This window comes from Streptomyces sp. L500 (genome assembly GCF_054551825.1).
Genome location: NZ_JBTOLC010000020.1, coordinates 1 through 19,623, shown reverse-complemented (window position 1 = coordinate 19,623; position 19,623 = coordinate 1). Strand labels below are relative to the sequence as shown.

Here is a 19,623-nt window from a genome sequence, read left to right as displayed (position 1 = left end):
CGGGGAACTGCGCGGTCGGCCGACGACGGCCCGCAGCCGACACGCCACCCCGGGGTCCGGGCAATCCGCGGGCACGTCGTGGCTTGTCGCGCCCACGCGGCGGAGCCGCACGGTGTCACGGCCCCGCGCCCCTACGGGCCGCCGTGGTGGCGCGTGACGAAGATCCGCCGGACACGGCCCAGGCACCCGGCGTGCTCACCCGCTCGGCCGAGTGACCCGACCGGATCAAACGACTGTCGGCTCATCGGGCGGCGTTTGACGCCCGGTCGGCCGTACGGGGCCGCGCCGCGCGCCCCCGGCGGCGAGGGCCGTGGGAGGTTGCGGACGACCGGAGCCCCCAGCCGCAAAGGTCCTCGATGAACAGGCCACCCACGTCGTCGTCCCGCTCCGCCCCCCGCCGCGCCCTGCTCGCCTGCGCCGCCGTGCTCGCCCTCGGCGCCCTCGGCGCGGCGCGGCCGCCCGCCGACCCGGGGCGCCAGCAGTGCGGCGACCCGCACAGCACCGAGTTCCCGATCACCTCGCGGATCGCCGGCGGCCCCGCCGGGTACGAGCGCGGCGGCACCCCGCGCACCTGGCGGCTGGAGCTGCGCAACGCCACCGGCACCGAGTGCCGGGCCATCCACCCCGTCGCGGTCCTCGCCGACCGGGGCCGGGCCCTCGAACCCGCCGACTTCCACCTGGACTTCCAGGACCCGGGGGACGGCCGCTGGCTGCCCGTGCGGTTCGAGCGGACCGACGAGGCGGAGAACGTCGGCGTCCTGGACGGCGGTGCACCCGCCCCCGGCGGCGAGGCGCCCGCCTTCCCCGGCTTCACCGTGCCCGCCCACGGCTCGGTCACCGTGCCCGTGCGGCTGGGCTTCGCCGGCGACGCCCCCGAGGGGCCGGTCACGGTCAACGTCACGGCCGTGCAGAAGCGCGGCGGCGACGGCGCGTGGGTGGGGGAGTCGGGCGACTACACGTTCGCCGTCGGAGCCGTGGGGGCCGGCGGCGGGGCCGCGCCGTCCTCGGCCGCCGCCTCTCCCACGCGGCCCGACGCCGCCGCCCACCTCGAACCACCCGGCCTGGCCGACACCGGCGACGAACGGCCCGTGTTCGCCGTCGGCGCGGCCGCCCTCGCCCTCCTGATCGCCGGGACGGCACTGGTCGTCGGGGCGCGTCGGCTGAACCGCTGACGCCGGCCGCCCCCGTCGACGCCGGGGCTTCACCCACGGGTGCGAGGATCGCGCCGTGGACAACACGCACACGCACCACCACGACATGGCAGGTCAGCGACCCGGCGCCGCCATCCGCGCCGGCATCCCGGAACACGGCCGGATCCCCAAGTACTTCGCCGTCAAGACACGCGTGGCCGCCCTCCTCGACGAACTGGGCGAGGGCGGCACGCTGCCTACCGAGCGCGAGCTCGCGACGCGCTTCGAGGTCTCGCGCGAGACCGTACGCCAGGCCCTGCGCGAGCTGCTGCTGGAGGGACGGCTGCGCCGCATGGGGCGTGGCACGGTCGTCGCGGGGCCCAAGCTGGAGCAGCCGCTGTCCCTGGCCAGCTACACCGAGGGCGTGCGCCGCCAGGGCCGCCGCCCCGGCCGCGCCCTGATCGGCCTGGACCGGCTCCCCTGCCCGGAGGGTCTCGCCCCCGACCTCGGGGTGGCGCCGGGGGAGCCCGTCTGGCACATGGAGCGCGTCCTGCTCGCGGACGACGAACGGGTGGGGCTGGAGAGCACGTACGTGGCGGTGGCGCGAGTGCCGTCGCTGGACACGGAGTTCCCCCCGGACTCGTCCTTCTACGGCTACCTGCGCGAGCGGCTCGGCATCTCCTTCGGCGACGCCGACGAGCGCCTGGAGACCGTGCTGGCCACCCCGCGCGAGGCGCTGCTGATCGGCACGCCGCCCGCGCTGCCCATGCTGCTGATCCACCGGGTCTCGCGCGACACGGAGGGCCGCCCGCTGGAGCGGGTGCGGTCGCTGTATCGGGGGGACCGGTTCTCGTTCACGACGCGTCTGCGGGGCGAGGGCTGAGCGAGGAGATAACGGAACAATAACGGGTCTAGGCCAAGTTTGGCGGCTCGTTCACCGCCGCGTCGCCGCGCGGCCGCCTCGGCGACACCGCGTCCGACGACCGTTCGAGTCATGCGAGTCATAGTCGTCGGAGCGGGCGTGCTGGGAACCATGCACGCCTGGCAGGCAGTCCAGCGCGGCCACGAGGTCGTGCACATCGAGCGGGAGGCCGAGGCCCGGGGCGCCTCCGTCCGCAACTTCGGCCTCGTCTGGGTCAGCGGCCGGGCCGCCGGCGAGGAGCTGGCGACCGCCCTGCGCGCCCGGGAGCTGTGGGAGGAGATCGGCGCCGCCGTCCCCGCCCTCGGCTTCCGCGCCAACGGATCCTTGACGGCCGTCACCGACGAGACCGAACTGGCCGTCGCCCGCGCCGCCCTGGCCCGCCCCGACGCCGCCGCCCGCGGCTTCGCGCTGCTCACCCCCGACGAGGCCCGCGCCCTCAACCCCGCCCTGCGCGGCGACCTCCTCGGCGCCCTGTGGTGCGAGCGCGACGCGGCCGTCGAGCCCCGCACCGCCCAGCGCGCCCTCAAGGACGCCCTCCTCGCCTCCGGCCGCTACACCTTCCTCGGCGGCCGCGAGGTCCGCGAGGTCGTCGGCGAGCGCGCCGTCCGCGACGACCACGGCGAGACCCACACCGGCGACGCGGTCGTCCTGTGCACGGGCGCCTGGCTGGGCGGCCTCGTCCGCGAGCTCGCGCCCGACCTGCCCGTCCGCCGGGTCCGGCTCCAGATGATGCAGACCGCGCCGCTGGGCGAGAAGCTCACCACCTCCGTCGCCGACGCCGACAGCTTCCGCTACTACCCCGCCTACGCGGGCCCCGGCCTCGACGCCATGGCGGCGGCGAAGCCCCAGCCCCCGGTGGCGGCGGAGCACAAGATGCAGCTGCTCATGGTCCAGCGCGCCGACGGCGGCCTGACCATCGGCGACACCCACGAATACGCCGAGCCCTTCTCCTTCGACGTCGTCGAGGACCCCTACGAGCACCTGACCGCCGTCGCCGAAGGGCTCCTCGGCCGGCCGCTGCCGAAGGTCCGGCACCGCTGGGCCGGGGTGTACGCGCAGTGCGTGGACACCACCCGCGTCGTCCACCGCGAGCGGGTGCGCGACGGCGTCTGGCTGGTCACCGGCCCCGGCGGCCGCGGCATGACCTGCTCCCCGGCGATCGCCGAGACCACCGCCGACGCACTGGAGTGGTGAGAGAGATGAGAGAGAACGAGAAGCTCGGCCTGGTCGTCCTGGACATGGCCGGCACGACCGTCGCCGACGACGGCCTGGTCGAGCGCGCCTTCGACGCCGCCGCCCACGCCCTGGGCGTCGAACCCGGCACCCCCGAGCACACCGCGCAACTGGCCTACGTACGCGCCACCATGGGCGAGTCGAAGATCTCCGTCTTCCGCCACCTCTTCGGCGGCGACGAGGAGAAGGCCCAGCGCGCCAACGCCGCCTTCGAGACCGCCTACGGGCGGCTCGTCGACGCCGGACAGGTGGCGCCTATCCCCGGCGCCCGGGAGGCCGTCGAGCGACTGCGCGCCCAGGGCCGGACCGTCGTCCTCACCACCGGATTCGCCCGCGTCACCCAGGACGCCATCCTCGCCGCCCTCGGCTGGACCGGCCTCGCCGACCTCACCCTCTGCCCCGCCGACGCCGGCGGCCGCGGCCGCCCGTACCCCGACATGGTCCTCACGGCCCTGCTGCGCACCCGGGCCGCCGACTCCGTCCGGGGCATCGCCGTCGCGGGCGACACGTCGTACGACATGCGCAGCGCCCGCCGCTCCGGCGCCGCCCTCGCCGCCGGCGTCCTCACCGGCGCCCATGACGAGGCCGCCCTGCGCGCCGCCGGCGCCACCCACGTCCTGGGGTCGGTCGCCGAACTCCCCGACACCATCGCCGCGTACGAGCGCGCCGCCGCGATGGCAGGCGATCGATGAGCGGAATCACGTTTGAGAACGTGACGGTCGCCTACGGCGGGACCGTCGTCCTCGACGCGCTCGACCTCACCGTCGAACCCGGCGAGGTCATGGCGCTCCTCGGCCCTTCCGGCTCCGGCAAGACCACCGCGCTGCGGGCGGTCGCCGGGTTCGTCCAGCCGGCCTCCGGACGGGTGCTCATCGGCGACCGGGACGTCACCGCGCTGCCCCCGCACCGGCGCGGCGTCGGCATGGTGGTCCAGCAGTACGCCCTCTTCCCGCACATGCGCGTCGACGCCAACGTCGCCTTCGGGCTCAAGGCCCGCAAGGCGCCCCGCGCCGGGATCGCCGCCCGTGTCGCCGAGGCGCTGGAGATGACCGGCATGACCGCCTACGCCAGGCGCTACCCGCGCGAACTGTCCGGCGGACAGCAGCAGCGCGTCGCCATCGCCCGCGCGCTGGCCGTCCGGCCCGGCGTCCTCCTCCTCGACGAACCGCTCTCCGCGCTAGACGCCCGGCTGCGCTCCGGCATGCTCGCCGAACTCGCCCGGCTCCACCGCGAACTTCCCGACGTCTCCATGCTGTACGTCACCCACGACCAGGTCGAGGCGCTGACCCTCGCCGACCGCGTCGCCGTCATGGACAGCGCCCGCCTCCAGGACTGCGGCACCCCGCACGACCTCTACCGCCGCCCGCGCAGCGAGTTCACGGCGTCGTTCGTCGGCGACGCGAACCTGCTGCCCGTCACCGTCGGGGACGGCGGCGGCGCCGACTTCGCCGGCACCCGGCTGGACGTGGCGGCCGGTGCCGCCGCGCCCGGGGCCGTCGCCACGCTGTGCGTCCGCCCGCATCTGGTGGGGCTGGGCGCCGGGCCCAACACCCTGCGCGGCACCCTCACCGAGCTCCAGTGGCGCGGTGCCACGCACCGGCTGTGCGTCGACGTGGCCGGGCACAGCGTGAAGGCGGACGTGCGGGAGCTGAGGGAGGCGCCGTCGCTCGGCACGGAGATTTCGCTGCACTTCGCGGCGGAGGACGCGGTGTTGCTGCCGACGGGGGCGGTGGCACGTGGCTGAGCGCGGCGGGGCTCGGGGGGCCGTTCCCGCCTGGGTCCTCGCCCTCCCGCCCGTCGCCGTCCTCGGCCTCGTCTTCCTCTACCCCCTGACCCTGGTCGTCCGGCAGTCCCTCTCCCCGGACGGCGGCGGGTTCTCGCTCTCCGCCTACGGCGACGTCCTCGCGCAGACCGCGTTCCGCGACGCCCTCGCCAACACCGTCCTCATCGCCGTCGGCGCCACCCTCGGCGCCGTCGTCCTCGGGTTCGCGCTCGCGCTCGTCATTGCCTTCGTCCCCTTCCCGGGCGGAAAGGCGCTGAGCCGCTTCGTCGACGTCTTCCTCTCCTTCCCGTCCTTCCTGATCACCCTCGCCCTGCTCTTCGTCTACGGCACCGCCGGCCTGGCCAACGGCCTGTGGACCGGGGCGACCGGCGCCGCCCACGGGCCGTTCGACTTCCTCCACACCCCCTGGGGCGTCCTCCTCGCCGAGGTCACCTACTTCACGCCCTTCGTGATGCGCCCACTCCTCGCCGCCTTCTCCCAGGTGGAGACCGCGCAGCTGGAGGCCGCCGCCTCGCTCGGGGCCACCGCGCCCCGGATCGTGCGACGGGTGATCCTGCCCGAGGCGCTGCCGTCGCTCGCGGCCGGCGGCTCGCTGGTGCTGGTGATGTGCCTCAACGAGTTCGGGATCGTCCTCTTCACCGGCGCCAAGGGCGTGACCACCCTGCCGACGCTCGTCTACGGCAAGGCGATCCTCGACGGCGACTACACGGGCGCCTGCGTCGTCGCGGTCGTGAACATCGCCCTCTCGGTGGCCCTTTACGGGCTCTACCGGTTCATCACCTCCCTCAACGGAGTCCGACGTGCTCGTGCATAGCCGCCCCGCCCGGTGGGCCGTGTGGGCCGCCTTCGCCGCGGTCTTCCTGCCCGTCTTCGCGCTGCCGTTCCTGGTGATCGTCGCGGCCTCCTTCGCCACCGGCTGGAGCGGCGCGCTCCCCTCCGGCGCGACCCTCGCGCACTACCGGGACGCCGCCCGCGGCGACGCGCTCGACGCCCTGGTCACCAGCCTGCTGACCGCCCTCGCGGCGAGCGCGTCCGCCCTCGCCGTCGGCACCTGGTCCGCCCTCGCCGTCCAGGCGCTGCGCACCCGGGCCCGTCGGACGGCCCGGGCCGTCGACACGCTGTTCATGCTGCCGGTCGCCGTGCCGTCCGTGGTCGTGGGCCTGTCGCTCCTCGTCGCCTTCTCCCGGCCGCCGCTGCTCCTCAACGGCACGCCCACGATCGTCGTCCTCGCCCACGCCGTGCTGGTGACGGCCTTCGCCCACCAGTCCGTGACCGCCGCGCTGAGCCGTCTGGACCCCGCGTACGAGCAGGCCGCGGCCAGTCTCGGGGCGAGCCCGGCGCACGTGCTGCGGCGGGTCAAGCTGCCCCTGCTGCTGCCGTCGCTGTCGGCCGCCGCCGGGCTCTGCTTCGCCCTGTCCATGGGCGAGCTGAGCGCCACGATGATGCTCTACCCGCCGGACTGGCTGCCCCTGCCGGTCACGGTCTTCGCCGCCACCGACCGGGGGTCGCTCTTCTCGGGCGCCGCGCTCGCCGTCGTCCTCATGGGCGCGACGCTGATCGTCCTGACCGCGGTCTCCCGGATCCGTACGAGGGCCTCCTACCGCTAGCCCACCACCGAAGGAGTTCCGGCACACCATGCCCCGTCCCCTCCGCTTCCTGCCCCTCCTGTGCCTCGGCGGCGCGCTCCTCACCGGCTGCGGTACCTCCGCCGCCGGCGACGCCAAGGAAATCACCGTCTACAGCGCCGACGGCCTCAAGGCCGAGGACGGCTCCGGCTTCTACGACAAGGTCTTCGCGGACTTCCGCAAGGAGACCGGAATCAAGGTCAACTACGTCGAGGGCGGCTCCGGGGAGCTCGTCCAGCGCCTGGACCGGGAGAAGTCCAACACCAAGGCCGACGTGGTCGTCACCCTGCCGCCCTTCATCCAGCAGGCCGACGGAAAGGGCCTGTTGCGGTCCTACACGCCCAAGGGTGCCGAGAACGTCGCGGCCGGCGACAAGGACCCGAACGGCAAATGGACCTCGATCGCCAACAATTACCTCTGCTTCATCTACAACTCGAAGGAACTCAAGGGAACTCCGCCGAAGACCTGGAAGGACCTCCTCGACCCGAGATTCAAGGGCAGGCTCCAGTACTCCACCCCCGGCGTCGCGGGCGACGGCACCGCCGTCCTGATCAAGGCCATGCACGACCTGGGCGGCAAGGACAAGGCCATGGCCTTCCTCAAGGACCTCCAGGTCAACAACGTGGGCCCCTCGAAGTCGACCGGCCAGCTAGCCCCCAAGGTCGACAAGGGCGAACTCCTGGTGGCCAACGGCGACGTCCAGATGAATTTCGCCAACATGAAGTCCATGCCGAACCAGGGAATCTTCTTCCCCGCCGGCGACGACGGAAAGCCCACCACCTTCGCCCTGCCCTACGCGGCCGGACTGGTGAAGGACGCCCCGCACAGTGAGAACGCCAGGAAATTCCTGGACTACCTCCTCACCGAACCCGTCCAGAAGGCCGTCTCCGGCGTGGGCGGCGGTTTCGCCTCCCGCGCGGATGTGAAGGCCACCGACCTCAGCGCCACCTCCCTCGCGAACCTCATGAAGGGCGTCGAGATATTCCGTCCCGACTGGGTGGATATCGACAGGAACCTGCCCTCCTACGTCGGCGCCTGGAAGGCGGCCACCGGCAGCTGACCAGGGCGACTGATTAGGCTGGAGGTGTCGGGGCGACGCACGAGCGGTGTCGTCCCGGCGTCCCCGGACGCGTCCCCGCGACGGGCACGGCACGGCAGGTGCACAGCACGGCAGGAGTCCGCAGTGGCAGAACGCAAGCCGATCGAGTCCTGGCTCACCGACATGGACGGTGTCCTCATGCACGAGGGCATCCCGGTTCCCGGCGCCGACACCTTCATCGCCCGGCTACGGGAGTCCGGCAAGCCCTTCCTGGTGCTGACCAACAACTCGATCTACACCGCCCGCGACCTCCACGCCCGGCTGAAGCGGATCGGGCTGGACGTGCCCGTCCCCAACATCTGGACGTCCGCCCTGGCCACCGCCCAGTTCCTGGACGACCAGCGGCCGGGCGGCACCGCCTACGTCATCGGCGAGGCCGGCCTGACCACCGCCCTCCACGACATCGGCTACGTCCTCACCGACGCCGACCCCGACTACGTGGTGCTCGGCGAGACCCGCACCTACAGCTTCGAGGCGCTCACCAAGGCCATCCGCCTGATCAACGACGGCGCCCGGTTCATCGCCACCAACCCCGACGAGACCGGCCCCTCCGCCGAGGGCGCGCTGCCCGCCACCGGCTCCGTCGCCGCGCTCATCACCAAGGCCACCGGCCGCGAGCCCTACTTCGTCGGCAAGCCCAACCCCCTGATGATGCGGGCCGGCCTCAACGCCATCGGCGCCCACTCCGAGACCAGCGCCATGATCGGCGACCGGATGGACACCGACATCCTGGCGGGCCTGGAGGCCGGCATGGAGACCTTCCTGGTGCTCACCGGCCTCACCCGCGCCGAGGAGGTCGACCTCCACCCGTTCCGCCCGTCCAGGGTCGTCGACTCCATCGCGGACCTCGTCGACCTGATCTGACGCCCGCCCCCCGTCCGAGCCTCCGTCCGGGCCCGCGCTGACCCGACCGGCTTGGATGATCGTCAAATGGAGCAATACGGCTACGGAGCGGATGCGTCCACGGACATCGCCGGGTGAACCTCGGGAGTACCAGGAGGTTCACTATGGATGCAGTCCGCTCCGCCCTCTGCGGGGCCCTGACGGCGGCGGCCCTCGTCGCCGGCGCGGGCGCCGCCGACGCCAACGACGGGCCCGTCACCATGTCCGGGACCATGGAGCTCACCCCCGTCACCAGCCGGCCCGGCGCCGAGGTGCAGCTGAGAGTCTCCGGCTGCGCCGGCGACCGCGGGACCGCCACCTCCGAGGCGTTCGTCTCCGACGCCAAGCTCGCCAAGGACTCGGCCGGTCTGTTCGCCGAGGCCACCGTCCGCGAGGCCGTCCGCCCCGGGACCTACCCGGTCCGGGTCAGCTGCGACGGGACGGAACACACGGCCGAGGGCAAGCTGACCGTCGTCACCGACGGCTCCGACGTCCGCCGCGGCGACCACCCCGACGCCGACCACCCGGCCGCCGGCTCCCTCGCCGACCGCGACGACCACGCCCTCACCGGCCGCGACCACCGGCTCGGCCACTCCTCGCCCGTCGCCCCCGTCCCCGCCGGAGGCGGCGGCAGCACCACCCGGGCGGCCGCAGTGGAACCGCCCGACACCGCCGGCCTCGTCCTCGCGGGCACCACCGCGGCCATCGCCGGCGCGCTGATCTGGCACCGGCGGCGCACCACCGCGGCCCGGCGCTGACCCGGCCGGAGGACGGACGACCGCCATGGACGAGGACCGCCCCGGAGGCACCGGCCGGCTGCTCACCGGCACGGCCTGGGCCGCCCTGCTGGTGGCGCTGTGGCTGTGGGGACGCGACGTCACCGAGGTGCCCATGGCGACCGCCCCCACCACCGGCGACGTGGCCGCCGTCGGCCGGCCCGCCGACCCCGCGCTGCCCCCCGCCCACCGGCCCCTGGCCGGGAGCGCCCCACGCGGCCTGACCATCAAGGCCATGAACGTCCGCGCCCCCGTCGAGGACCACGGCCTGACCCCCCAGGGCGCCGTCGCCCCGCCCCCGTACGCCCGGCCCGGCGCCGTGGCCTGGTATCGGGACGGGCCCCAGCCGGGCAGCCCCGGCGCGGCCGTCCTCGTCGGCCACCTCGACACCGACCACGCGCCCGCCGTCTTCTACGGGCTCGGCGGCATCCGGCGCGGCACCGAGGTCGACGTCACCCGCGCCGACGGCTCCGTCGCCCGGTTCACCGTCGAGGACGTCTCCGTCTTCACCAAGGAACGCTTCGACGCCGCGCGCGCCTACGGACCCCGCGTCAAGGACCGCGCCGAACTGCGCCTGATCACCTGCGGTGGCTACTACGACCGCGACCGGCGCTCCTACAGCGCCAACGTCGTCGTCTCCGCCTATCTGACCGGCGCGACCGAGGCCGCCGCCACGGGATCCGGCCGTGCCGTCTGAGCCCCCGGCGGGCGGTCCGGCCCGGCGCCCGGGCGCCCGCCGGCCGGGTCGCCCGACAGAGCGACCCCCCACGTGTCGTGGCATGACTGCCCCCGGGCGTGGGCACGTCTGTGCCAGCATGGGGACGGCACTTCCGTCAATCACCTCCACAGGCAGTACACCCAAGGGGGAGTGGATGTACCGCAGTTGGATGTACCGCAGTTACTCCGGCCGCGCGCGCCGGGGCCGCGGGGTATGGGCACGGACGGGAACGGCGGCGGGGGTGCTCCTGCTCCTGGCGGCCACGGGCTGCGGCTCCTCGGACGAGTCCGGCGCCCCCCGGACGGACGCCCTCGCCGTCCAGGCCCCCTCCCAGCTCCCCAAGTCCACCTCCCCCTACTGGGTCAACCCCGACGGCACCGCGGCCCGGGAGGCCGTCCGGCTCGGCAAGGCCGGCAAGGCCGAGGACGCCGCGCTGATCGCGAAGATCGCCGGCCAGCCCGTCGCCGAATGGGTGGGCGCCGACGACCCGGACTCCCAGACCCGGGGCTTCACCGAGGCCGCCACGGCCGTCGACCGCGACGCGCTGCTCGTCCTCTACAACATCCCGCACCGCGACTGCGGCCAGTACTCCCAGGGCGGAGCCTCCGACGGCGACGCCTACCGCGCCTGGCTGGACAAGGCCGCCGCGGGCATCGGCGACCGCAGGGCGACCGTCATCCTCGAACCCGACGCCCTGCCGCACATGGAGGACGGCTGCACCCCCCAGCAGTTCCACGAGGAGCGCTACGCGCTGCTCAGGGAGGCCGTCGGCAGGCTCAAGGCCCTCCCCAGGACCAAGGTCTACCTGGACGCGGGCAACCCCAGCTGGGTGACGCCCGCCGGCCGCATGGCCGACCCGCTGCGTCGCGCGGGCGTCGACCAGGCCGACGGCTTCGCCCTCAACGTCTCCAACTTCCAGACCACCCAGGACAGCAAGGAGTACGGCCACCGGATCTCCGAGCTGCTGGGCGGCAAGCACTTCGTCATCGACACCAGCCGCAACGGCAACGGCCCGCTCTCCGGCGGCGACCACGAGAAGACCTGGTGCAACCCCTCCGGCCGCGCCCTCGGCGCCCCCCCGACCACCCGGACCGGGGACGCGCTCGTGGACGCCTATCTGTGGGTCAAACGGCCGGGGGAGTCGGACGGCGCCTGCAAGGGCGGCCCGGACGCCGGCCAGTGGTGGGAGACCTACGCCCTGGAGCTGGCCCGCAACACCCGCTGAGCACTCATCCCTCCCCCTGCTCCCCGGAGGGCTTCTCCTGCTCGCCGGACGGCTTCTCCTGATCCCCGGAAGGCTTCTCCGCCACCGGGACCTTGATCCACACCGCCTCGGACGGGGTGCCCTTCTCGTCGACCAGATCCAGCATGTACCAGCCGGGCGGTACCAGGGACGCGTCACCGGGGATCGTCACGGTCACACCGTCGGCCGATCTGGCCAGGTCCACCGCGATCGAGCGCTGCTCGATATTGGTGACATGGGTGAAGGACCCCGGCCGGATCAGCCGCGCCCGGGAGATCGCCTTCGGGTCGCTGGTGCGGTACGAGGTCCGCTCGCCCAGCCCGACGGTCCGGGGGCCGGTGTCCTTGAACGCAGGGCGCTCGTCGCGGAAGAGGTACGGCGGGGTGTAGAGGTCGATCTGCTGCTGGAACGTACCGGGCCTGGTGTTGTCCTTGTCGCCGAACAGCGAGTCGGAGCCGAAGGTCATCACCCGGCCGTCGGGCAGCAGCAGCGCACCGGAGTGGTAGTTGCGGCCCACCAGCGGATCGGCGACGCCCCGGGTCGAGTTGGCGCCCGGGTCGTAGAGCTCGGCCCGCAGGACGTTGGACTGGCTGCGCCCCCGGTAGTCGCCCGAGCCGTTGGTGGTCAGCACGGTGTCGTCGGGGAGGATGACACTGCTGGGGTAGCGGACCTCGGCGTAGAGGTCGGGGCCGTCGTGGAAACGGGGCTTGTCCTCGCGCAGGTCCACGATGCGGGTCTTGGCGGTGGACTTGCGGTCCTCGCCCACCCCGCCGCCGCCGAGGACCATGAAGCGCTGCTCCTGGGCGGGCGGCAGCAGCACGGACATCGACGTCTCCAGGACGTCCGGGTCGCTGATGCCGGGGACCTCGGTGAAGGAGTTGCTCTCCAGGTCCCACAGGCCCGGGGTGCGGCCCTTGTCGGCCGGTCCGTAGCCCGCGTTGGAACCGGTGTAGAAGATCTTTCCCTTGTCGGTGAGGAAGAGGGCCGGATAGGTGGGGAAGAACCGCTCCTGGGGGAGGTACGTCCACTTCTTGGTCTTCGGGTCGTAGATCTCGTTCTTCCCGGGGACGACCTGGCCGATCTCGTCCAGCCCGGAGACCGAGAGCACCCTGCCGTCCTGGAGCGTGGTCAGGGTGGGGTACCAGCGGGCCTCGTGCATCGGGTCGACCGTGATGTACCGCTCGGCCACGGGGTCGAATTCGAAGGAGTCCTTGATGCCCTGGAAATCCTTCTTGTCGAAGGAGAGTTTGTTGGCGATGCCGTAGTTGTTCTGCGCGTCGACGCTGGTGAGGCCGTCGATGCGGTAGTTGTCGGTGGTCCCCGTCTCGTACGTGGGGCCCTTCTCCAGGGCCTCGACATAGACGCGGGCGGTACTGGCCGTGACCTTGACCTTGTCGCCCTCGCCGGTCTTGGTGGCGCGCGGTACGAGGACGGCGTCCTTGGACTCGAAGGTCTTGTGGTTGGCCTTGCCCGTGAAGCGGGTGCCCGCCGGGAAGGTCATCGGCTTGTCCGGGTTCTCATTGTGGACGATCATCAGGCCGCCGGCCTTGGTGACGTCGCCGTTGAGCTTCTCGTAGCGCTGGGTGCCGCCCGCCACCAGGAGTCTGCCGTCGGGGAGCTGGGTATGGCCCGCGCAGAACAGGTCCTTGGGCGTGGGGATGTTCTTGAAGGTGTTCTTGCGGGGGTCCCACAGGACCGTGCGGAAGGACTTGGCCTTGAAATTCGCGGCGTTGTTCCCGGAGCCGGCCACGAGGAGCACCTTGCCGGTGTGCAGCAGGGCGGCGTGGATGGTGTTGATGCGGTATTCCGGGGGGACGTCCACGACGTCCCAGTGGCCGTTCCGCGCCTTGTAGGCGGGCTGGTTGATCGTGTACGCGTGATACCGGGCGGCGGTGTAGTCCCAGAGCGCCGGGCCGTTCATTCCCGCCAGGGCGCACACGACCGTCGCGCCCGCCGCCGTTCGCCGGGTGCGGCGGCTCGGTTGGAATCTCATCGCTGACGGGCTCCCTCGGGATGCTTGGCGCGGTACAGCGTCCACGACCACGCGACGATCGGCGCCACGGTGACCGCGAGGGCGAGCGACGCCCAGGTGCGCATGGCCACATGGGTGTGGCCGAGGACGAAGGAGGCCACCAGCGACCCCCCGAAGACGAGCAGGAAGAACAGGTGGATGCGGAAGGTGCCGAAGAGGGTGTCGGGGCTGGCCGAATCGCCCTTGGGGGTCACCACGAAGGAGCTCTTGCGGCGCAGCACCGCGTCCGTCAGCGAGCGGGCGTAGATCGGCGCGGAGAGCGCGGACATCACCATGCCCGCGAGGCCGCCGGAGCCCTCGGGCTCGTGGGGGGAGACGTTGTGCCGGCGGTTCCAGATGTAGAGGCCGATCTGGAGGGCCGCCGCGTCGCTGTAGAGCATCATCCAGATCTCGGAATTGATCGAGATCCCGGAGGCTCCGAGCCCCAGGAAGAGCGCGCAACTCAGCGCGCCGAGCATCCAGTTGATCGCGGTCATCGGATAATAGATGACCATCAGGGTGTAATTGAGGAACTTCCCCGGCGACAGGGTGAAGGGGCCCTTCCAGTACTGCTTGATGATCGTCTCGTAGGTGCCCCGGGACCAGCGCAGCTGCTGGGTGAAGAAGTCCGTCCAGGCGTTCGGGCCCTCTCCCACGGCGAGGACGTCCGGGGTGTAGACCGAGCGCCATTTCCGGCCCGTTTCCGGATTGCGGTGGCGGTGGAGCTCGAAGCCGGTGGCCATGTCCTCGGTGATCGAGTCGTAGAGGCCGCCGATGCCCTTGAGGGCGCTGATCCGCACGGCGTTGTTGGTGCCCACGAACATGGGTGAGCCGTAGCGGTTCCCGGCGCGCTGGATCAGCGCGTGGAAGAGGAACTGCTGGCTCTCCGCCGCCTTGGTGACGGCCGCCTCGTAGTTCCCGTAGACCTGGGGGCCGACGACGAAGGCGATGTCCGGGTCGCGGAAGTAGCCCAGCATCCGTTCGAGGAAATTGGGCAGCGGGACGTGGTCGGTGTCGACGGACGCGAAGAAGTCGTAGTCGTCGCCGTGGGCGTCGAGCCAGGCGTTGTAATTGCCGTGCTTGGTGCGCGCGCGGTGGGGGCCCTTCGGCTGGTTCCACTTCTCCACGCCCTTGCGGGAGAAGTGCCGGACGCCCAGGCGCTCGCAGACGGCCTTGACCTCGGGATCGTCGCCCTCGTCCAGCAGCCAGACGTGCACGGGCCCCCGGTGGCGGACCTCGACGGCCGCCTCCAGGGTCCTCGTGACCATTTCCAGGGGCTCCTTGCCCGGTACGAAGGAGGTCAGGAAGGCCACCCTGGTGCCGGTCTCGGGGACGACCGGTATCGGGTCGCGGGCGACGAGGGTGGCGTGGGCGTTGGACGTCACGTTCAGCGTGCGGAACAGCTCGATCAGCCCGATCGACACGAGCATCACCGTGTCGAGGGCGCGCATCAGCGGGGTGCCGTGCTCCCGCTGGGTCCAGTGGGCGGGCTGCATCAGCCAGATCAGCAGGCCGAGCGAGACCACGGGCGCCGCGCCGAGCAGCAGCGCCGCCTGGACGCGGTGCGGCTCGTCGGCGAGCAGGCTGCGATAGCGCACCCGGTACGGGCCGGGGCCCTCCGGCGGCGGGCTCAGCGGGCCGGCGAGCCGGCTGTAGTGCTCGTAGTCGAAGCGGGGGAGGGGCTCGCGGCGGCGCGGCGACGCGCGTCTGGGCGGGTGGGGCGCCGGTGGCCGTCCGTCCGCGCCGGCCGGGGCCGGAAGGCGCGGGCGCGCCGTCACCGCTGGGTCGTAGGGCTGCTGCCGGGCGTCGGCAGGCGTGGACGTCATGTGTCATTCCCCCCGCACGCATGCTCACTGCGTGTGTATGCCGTTTCGCGGGCCCCCCGGCCCCCCTGGCCGCGCGCGGGCATGCCCCGTGCCGGCTCCCTGCGGGCGCCACCCAACTACCCGTTGGCGACGTGACATTGGGTGAAGCCGTGCGCTTTAGGATCTCGGACCGCGCATCATGATCGCAAGGGTGAAACAAGGTGTTTACCGGGCAAAGCGGTACGTCGAACGAAGATGCTTACGAATGTTGCGGAAGCGGTCATCAATGATGCGTGTAGATGTTCGCATCGAACGGAGAACGACTCAGGGCTCCCCACCGATGGTGAGGAGCCCTGAGACTCGCGTGCGCCGCCAGGGACTCGAACCCCGGACCCGCTGATTAAGAGTCAGCTGCTCTAACCAACTGAGCTAGCGGCGCCTGCTGACAGAGAAGACTCTACCCGACGTTCGGGGGTGCCCCCGACCACCGAGATCGCTATGCCCGAAAATCAGGCGATATTTATTACGGAGGGTGACTGTCGTGCGACATGCGGTTCTTCCTCGTCGCTGAGAAGCTGTGCCGAGCGGAACCGAGGGAAAGGCGGCGGGGAGATGCCCGAGGAGATACCCGCCGGGCGCGGCCGGCACCGACACTCCCGACATCGACGCCCCGGGCGTCCCCGGCGCACCGGGTGCCGGGCGCTGCTGGCGGCCGCCGGGGCGACGCTGCTGGCCGGTACGGGCACGCTCGCCCTCGCGACCGAGCGGCCCGACCCCACCCCGGACCCCGTGGTCGTGGCCGTGGACGACCCGGACGGCGGTCCGCCCGCGACCAGGCCCGAGGACCTGCCCGCCGAGGTGCCCCCCGAGGCCCTGGCCGACGCCGACGCCGACGACACGACCGTGGTCGACGGCGATGACATCGCCGATCAGGGCGGCGGGGGCGGTGGCGGCGGCGAGAGCGCCAGGATCCGCGGGCTGGAGCCCGCCATCGTCTTCGCGCTGGCCCATCTGGGCGACCCCTACGGCTACGGCGGCGCCGGGCCCCACCGCTGGGACTGTTCCGGGCTCGTCCAGGAGGCGTACCGGCGGGCGGGGGTCCGGCTGCCCCGGCTGGCGGCCGACCAGTACCGCGCCACCCGGCGCATCCCGCGCTCCGCCCTCAGCCGTGGCGATCTCGTCTTCTGGTCCAGCGACGGCCGGGCCTCCGGGGTGCACCACGTCGCGATCTACCTGGGCGGCGGGCGCTACGTCGAGGCGGCCCGCCCGGGGACCCGGGTGCGGATCTCCAGCCTCGCGTACTTCGACGCGCGCATGTACGGCCGGATCGAGTCACCCGACCGTGACGGGCTCCGCTGGGACGAGGAGTCCGGGTCGCCGGTCACCTGTACGGGCGACGAGGAGCGGTGCGACCGACGGTGACGTCAAGACCCCAATTTTGGCCTGGACATGACCGTCGGCCGGTACTAGCGTCACTCTTGGTCTAGACCGCAATCCACTCGGCTCACAGAACCCCCCACGTTCTCGAGGAGTGACGTATGCGCAAAAGGATCAGTGCGGCGATCATCGGCCTGAGCGTCGCCTGTATCTCCCTCGTCTCCACCGGAAGCGCCAACAGCCACGGTTACACCGACGCACCCACCAGCCGTCAGGTGTTCTGCGCCCAGGGCGCGGTGAGCGACTGCGGTGAGATCCAGTGGGAGCCCCAGTCCGTCGAGGGCCCCAAGGGCTTCCCGTCCCACGGCCCGTCCGACGGCACCCTCTGCGCCGGCGGCAACAGCCGCTTCGCGGAGCTCGACGACCCGCGCGGCGGGGAGTGGCCGGCCACCAAGGTCACGGCGGGGCGGGACTACAGCTTCCGCTGGAAGCTCACGGCCCGCCACGCCACCACGGACTTCCGCTACTACATCACCAACGACCACTACGACCCGAACCGGCCGCTCAGCAGAGCGGACCTCGAACCCCAGCCGTTCCTCACCGTCCCCTACGGCGGCCGGATCCCCGACGCCGCGGTCACCCACCAGGGCACGCTCCCGGCGGGGAAGAGCGGCAAGCAGCTGATCCTCGCCGTCTGGACCGTCGCCGACACGGGCAACGCGTTCTACGCCTGTTCCGACGTGCAGTTCTGACGGTCGCCGTGGGGTGCCCGGCGGCTCGGGCGCCCCACGGCGGCACCGGGGCCTACGGGCCGTCGGACCCGTCCGGGCCGTCACCGTTCCCGTCGGCCGGGCGCCGCAGCGCGAACCACGCCAGCGCGCCCGCCGCCACCAGGGCGAGCGCTGCCAGCAGCGCGTAGTCCGGCACCGCGCCGCCCACCCGGGAGACCAGTTCCTCCAGCCGGAACTCCTGCTCGGCGTCGACGAGCCCCGGCAGGCCGGTCGTCCCGCCCCAGCCGAGGAAGAGCACCCCGATGGCGATGAAGAACAGCCCGGACACCAGCGAGGTGGTGTGCAGCCGCAGCCGGCCCAGGCGCAGCTCCCGCCCGCGCAGCCAGCGCCGCCGGCCCAGCGCGAAGCGGTCCCAGAGCAGGGCCAGCACGAACAGCGGCAGGGCCATGCCCAGCGCGTAGACGGCGAGCATCGACGCCCCGTGGAGGGGGTCGCCGTCCACGGCCGTCACGGTCAGCACCGCGCCGAGGATCGGTCCCGCGCAGAAGCCGGCCAGCCCGTAGACGCAGCCCAGGAGGAAGGTCGAGGCGGCCGTGCGCGGAGTGATCCGGCCCGCCGCGGCCTGGGCCTTCTTCGAGGCGAAGCCGAGACCGACGATCTGGGTCGCGCCCAGGGCGATCACCACCCAGCCGCCGACGGTGATCAGCAGCTCGCGGTGGCCGTTGAAGAGCCGGCTGGCTGCGGTGGAGGCGGCCCCGAGGGGGACGAGCGTGGTGGCGAGGCCCAGGTAGAAGACGCCGGTGCGGGCGAGGAGCCTGGTGGGGCTCGCCAGGGAGTAGGCGAAGAACGCGGGCAGCAGTAGCGCGCTGCACGGGCTGACCAGGGCGAGGACGCCGCCGAGGAAGGCGGCGAGGTAGCCGATGTCGGTCACTTGCCCGACCTCCCGGCGGCCTCCTTGACCGCCTTCGCCTGGGCGATGGCGGCCTCGAACTCCTTCATCGGCTGGGCGCCCGCGAGCGGCCGGCCGCCGACGAGGAAGGACGGGGTGCTCTGCACGCCGAGGGAGTAGCCCTCCTCCTGGTCCTTCTTGACCGCGGCCTCGGACTCGGCGCCGGACAGGTCGGCGCGGAATTTGTCGAGGTCCTTCACACCGGCCTTGCCGGCCATGTCGACGAGCTTGTCCTCGGCGAGCGCGTCGCCCTTGCGGAGCTTGGCGAAGACCTCGTCGTGGAACTGCCAGAAGCGGCCCTGCCGGCCGGCGGCCCAGGAGGCGCGGGCGGCGCGCTCGGAGTCCTTGCCGAAGATCGGGAAGTTGCGGAACTCGACGCGCAGGACGCCCGCGTCGACGTACTTCTTGACCAGCTCGGGCTGGGTCTCCCGGGTGAAGCGGCCGCAGTAGGAGCACTGGTAGTCGGCGTACTCGACCAGCACGACGGGGGCGTCGGCCTTGCCGAGCGCGAGCGGGTCGCCGTTCTCGCGGCGGCTGGTGGCCTTCTCCAGCTTGTCGTAGGTGGCCTGGTTGGGGTCGAAGGACGGCCCGGCGTCGGCGGCGGGCTTGTCCTTGCCGGAGCCGCCCGTGTTCTTGGCGATGGCGATGCCGGCGGCGACGACCGCCACGACGAGGGCGAGGACCGCGCCGATGGCCGCCAGACGGCGGGAGGGCGAGGAGAGGCGTGCGGGACGTGCGGACATGAGGAGGGGACTCCCTGGGTCGTACGGAATCTGGGTGTGCCGGAGCACGGCCCGGCGCGGGCCGTGGTGGGGCGGTCTAGATCCGTAGGACGGGGAGCAGCTCGGCGCGGCCGGCCGCCGCTATCGGCGGGGCCCTGGGGGTGGTGACCTGCGGGGCCCGGGCGCGGGGGAGCGCCGTGCGGGCGGTGCCGGGGACGCCGAGCGGGTCGGCCTGGGTGTGCGGGACGGCGGTCTCGGCGCCCTTGAGGGGCGTGTCCTGCTGGCGGCAGCTGCCGCCGGTGTCCTTGACGTCGGTGCGCGGCCGGAGCTCGGGCGCCGTGGGGGCGGCCGGGTGCTGGAGGTGCGCGGAGACGGCCGGGACGGAGCCGCTGCCCGTCGCGTACGCGGCCGAGCCGGCGCCGCAGACGACCGGGCCGAAGAGGACCGCGAGGAGGAGCAGCAGCGCTGCGGCTGCTTCTCTCCGGCGGTGCTGCGGCACGTGTCCTCTCCTCCCTGTTCCCTGCCCGTCGTCGGCGCGTCCCGGGATCCGGCGCCGGGACGGCCTTCCATGCTACGGGCCGCCCGCCCGCCCGCGACCGCGCGCCCGGGGCATACGC

At 72.7% G+C, this 19,623-nt stretch carries 19 protein-coding genes and 1 tRNA gene; 14 read left to right on the top strand and 6 right to left on the bottom strand.

Going from position 1 to position 19,623, the window contains the following annotated elements:
* Nucleotides 1-356: 356 nt before the first annotated feature.
* From ACX9I7_RS19435 to ACX9I7_RS19380, 12 genes are all read left to right on the top strand, one after another.
* Nucleotides 357-1,172 carry a hypothetical protein gene (locus ACX9I7_RS19435; protein ID WP_387574956.1) on the top strand — a complete coding sequence of 272 codons (816 nt, stop codon included), beginning with the start codon at nt 357-359 and terminating at the stop codon, nt 1,170-1,172.
* Nucleotides 1,173-1,257: 85 nt separating this feature from the next.
* Nucleotides 1,258-2,013, top strand: coding sequence for a GntR family transcriptional regulator (locus tag ACX9I7_RS19430; protein WP_387575225.1), 756 nt, complete (start codon nt 1,258-1,260; stop codon nt 2,011-2,013).
* Between the two features lie 111 nt (nt 2,014-2,124).
* Nucleotides 2,125-3,246 (top strand): TIGR03364 family FAD-dependent oxidoreductase, encoded by a 1,122-nt coding sequence (locus ACX9I7_RS19425; RefSeq protein WP_459388019.1) that lies wholly within the window; start codon nt 2,125-2,127, stop codon nt 3,244-3,246.
* Between the two features lie 5 nt (nt 3,247-3,251).
* On the top strand, nt 3,252-3,977 hold the full coding sequence (locus ACX9I7_RS19420) for a phosphonatase-like hydrolase (protein WP_459388018.1): 726 nt from the start codon (nt 3,252-3,254) through the stop codon (nt 3,975-3,977).
* On the top strand, nt 3,974-5,029 hold the full coding sequence (locus ACX9I7_RS19415) for an ABC transporter ATP-binding protein (protein WP_459388017.1): 1,056 nt from the start codon (nt 3,974-3,976) through the stop codon (nt 5,027-5,029). The genes ACX9I7_RS19420 and ACX9I7_RS19415 overlap by 4 nt, the downstream gene beginning before the upstream one ends.
* Nucleotides 5,022-5,882, top strand: a complete 861-nt coding sequence (locus tag ACX9I7_RS19410) for a 2-aminoethylphosphonate ABC transporter permease subunit (protein WP_459388016.1) — start codon at nt 5,022-5,024, stop codon at nt 5,880-5,882. The genes ACX9I7_RS19415 and ACX9I7_RS19410 overlap by 8 nt, the downstream gene beginning before the upstream one ends.
* Complete coding sequence (locus ACX9I7_RS19405; RefSeq protein ID WP_459388015.1) at nt 5,869-6,675, top strand: ABC transporter permease; 807 nt, start codon at nt 5,869-5,871, stop codon at nt 6,673-6,675. Before ACX9I7_RS19410 ends, ACX9I7_RS19405 begins: the two co-directional genes overlap by 14 nt.
* A gap of 28 nt (nt 6,676-6,703) precedes the next feature.
* Entirely contained in the window at nt 6,704-7,753 is a 1,050-nt protein-coding gene (locus tag ACX9I7_RS19400) for a 2-aminoethylphosphonate ABC transporter substrate-binding protein (protein WP_459388014.1), read from the top strand.
* 123 nt (nt 7,754-7,876) lie between these two features.
* On the top strand, nt 7,877-8,656 hold the full coding sequence (locus tag ACX9I7_RS19395) for an HAD-IIA family hydrolase (RefSeq protein ID WP_387574940.1): 780 nt from the start codon (nt 7,877-7,879) through the stop codon (nt 8,654-8,656).
* Between the two features lie 143 nt (nt 8,657-8,799).
* Nucleotides 8,800-9,432, top strand: coding sequence for a hypothetical protein (locus ACX9I7_RS19390; RefSeq protein WP_387574938.1), 633 nt, complete (start codon nt 8,800-8,802; stop codon nt 9,430-9,432).
* Nucleotides 9,433-9,457: 25 nt separating this feature from the next.
* Nucleotides 9,458-10,147: a class F sortase gene (locus ACX9I7_RS19385; protein WP_387574936.1), complete on the top strand. Its 690-nt coding sequence runs from the start codon at nt 9,458-9,460 to the stop codon at nt 10,145-10,147.
* A 190-nt stretch (nt 10,148-10,337) separates the two neighbouring features.
* Complete coding sequence (locus ACX9I7_RS19380) at nt 10,338-11,393, top strand: glycoside hydrolase family 6 protein (RefSeq protein ID WP_387575223.1); 1,056 nt, start codon at nt 10,338-10,340, stop codon at nt 11,391-11,393.
* A gap of 4 nt (nt 11,394-11,397) precedes the next feature.
* Here the strand turns inward: ACX9I7_RS19380 and glxA are convergent, their stop codons facing one another.
* The 3 genes from glxA to ACX9I7_RS19365 form a co-directional block, all read right to left on the bottom strand.
* The gene (gene glxA, locus ACX9I7_RS19375; RefSeq protein WP_459388013.1) at nt 11,398-13,404 is read right to left on the bottom strand and encodes a radical copper oxidase GlxA; all 2,007 of its coding nucleotides are present in this window, start codon (nt 13,402-13,404) and stop codon (nt 11,398-11,400) included.
* Entirely contained in the window at nt 13,401-15,248 is a 1,848-nt protein-coding gene (locus ACX9I7_RS19370; protein WP_387574932.1) for a glycosyltransferase family 2 protein, read from the bottom strand. The genes glxA and ACX9I7_RS19370 overlap by 4 nt, the downstream gene beginning before the upstream one ends.
* Before the next feature lie 344 nt (nt 15,249-15,592).
* Nucleotides 15,593-15,666 (bottom strand) — tRNA-Lys (locus tag ACX9I7_RS19365).
* A 173-nt stretch (nt 15,667-15,839) separates the two neighbouring features.
* On the opposite strand from ACX9I7_RS19365, the gene ACX9I7_RS19360 reads away from it, so the two are divergent.
* Both ACX9I7_RS19360 and ACX9I7_RS19355 read left to right on the top strand, forming a co-directional pair.
* Nucleotides 15,840-16,649 (top strand): C40 family peptidase, encoded by an 810-nt coding sequence (locus ACX9I7_RS19360; protein ID WP_459388012.1) that lies wholly within the window; start codon nt 15,840-15,842, stop codon nt 16,647-16,649.
* Between the two features lie 116 nt (nt 16,650-16,765).
* On the top strand, nt 16,766-17,356 hold the full coding sequence (locus ACX9I7_RS19355; RefSeq protein ID WP_387574928.1) for a lytic polysaccharide monooxygenase auxiliary activity family 9 protein: 591 nt from the start codon (nt 16,766-16,768) through the stop codon (nt 17,354-17,356).
* 52 nt (nt 17,357-17,408) lie between these two features.
* Here the strand turns inward: ACX9I7_RS19355 and ACX9I7_RS19350 are convergent, their stop codons facing one another.
* The 3 genes from ACX9I7_RS19350 to ACX9I7_RS19340 all read right to left on the bottom strand — a co-directional run bounded on the left by ACX9I7_RS19350 (nt 17,409) and on the right by ACX9I7_RS19340 (nt 19,505).
* Nucleotides 17,409-18,266 (bottom strand): cytochrome c biogenesis CcdA family protein, encoded by an 858-nt coding sequence (locus ACX9I7_RS19350; protein ID WP_459388011.1) that lies wholly within the window; start codon nt 18,264-18,266, stop codon nt 17,409-17,411.
* Nucleotides 18,263-19,027 (bottom strand): DsbA family protein, encoded by a 765-nt coding sequence (locus ACX9I7_RS19345; protein WP_459388010.1) that lies wholly within the window; start codon nt 19,025-19,027, stop codon nt 18,263-18,265. Before ACX9I7_RS19345 ends, ACX9I7_RS19350 begins: the two co-directional genes overlap by 4 nt.
* 76 nt (nt 19,028-19,103) lie before the next feature.
* Nucleotides 19,104-19,505 carry a hypothetical protein gene (locus tag ACX9I7_RS19340; protein WP_459388009.1) on the bottom strand — a complete coding sequence of 134 codons (402 nt, stop codon included), beginning with the start codon at nt 19,503-19,505 and terminating at the stop codon, nt 19,104-19,106.
* Nucleotides 19,506-19,623: the final 118 nt, after the last annotated feature.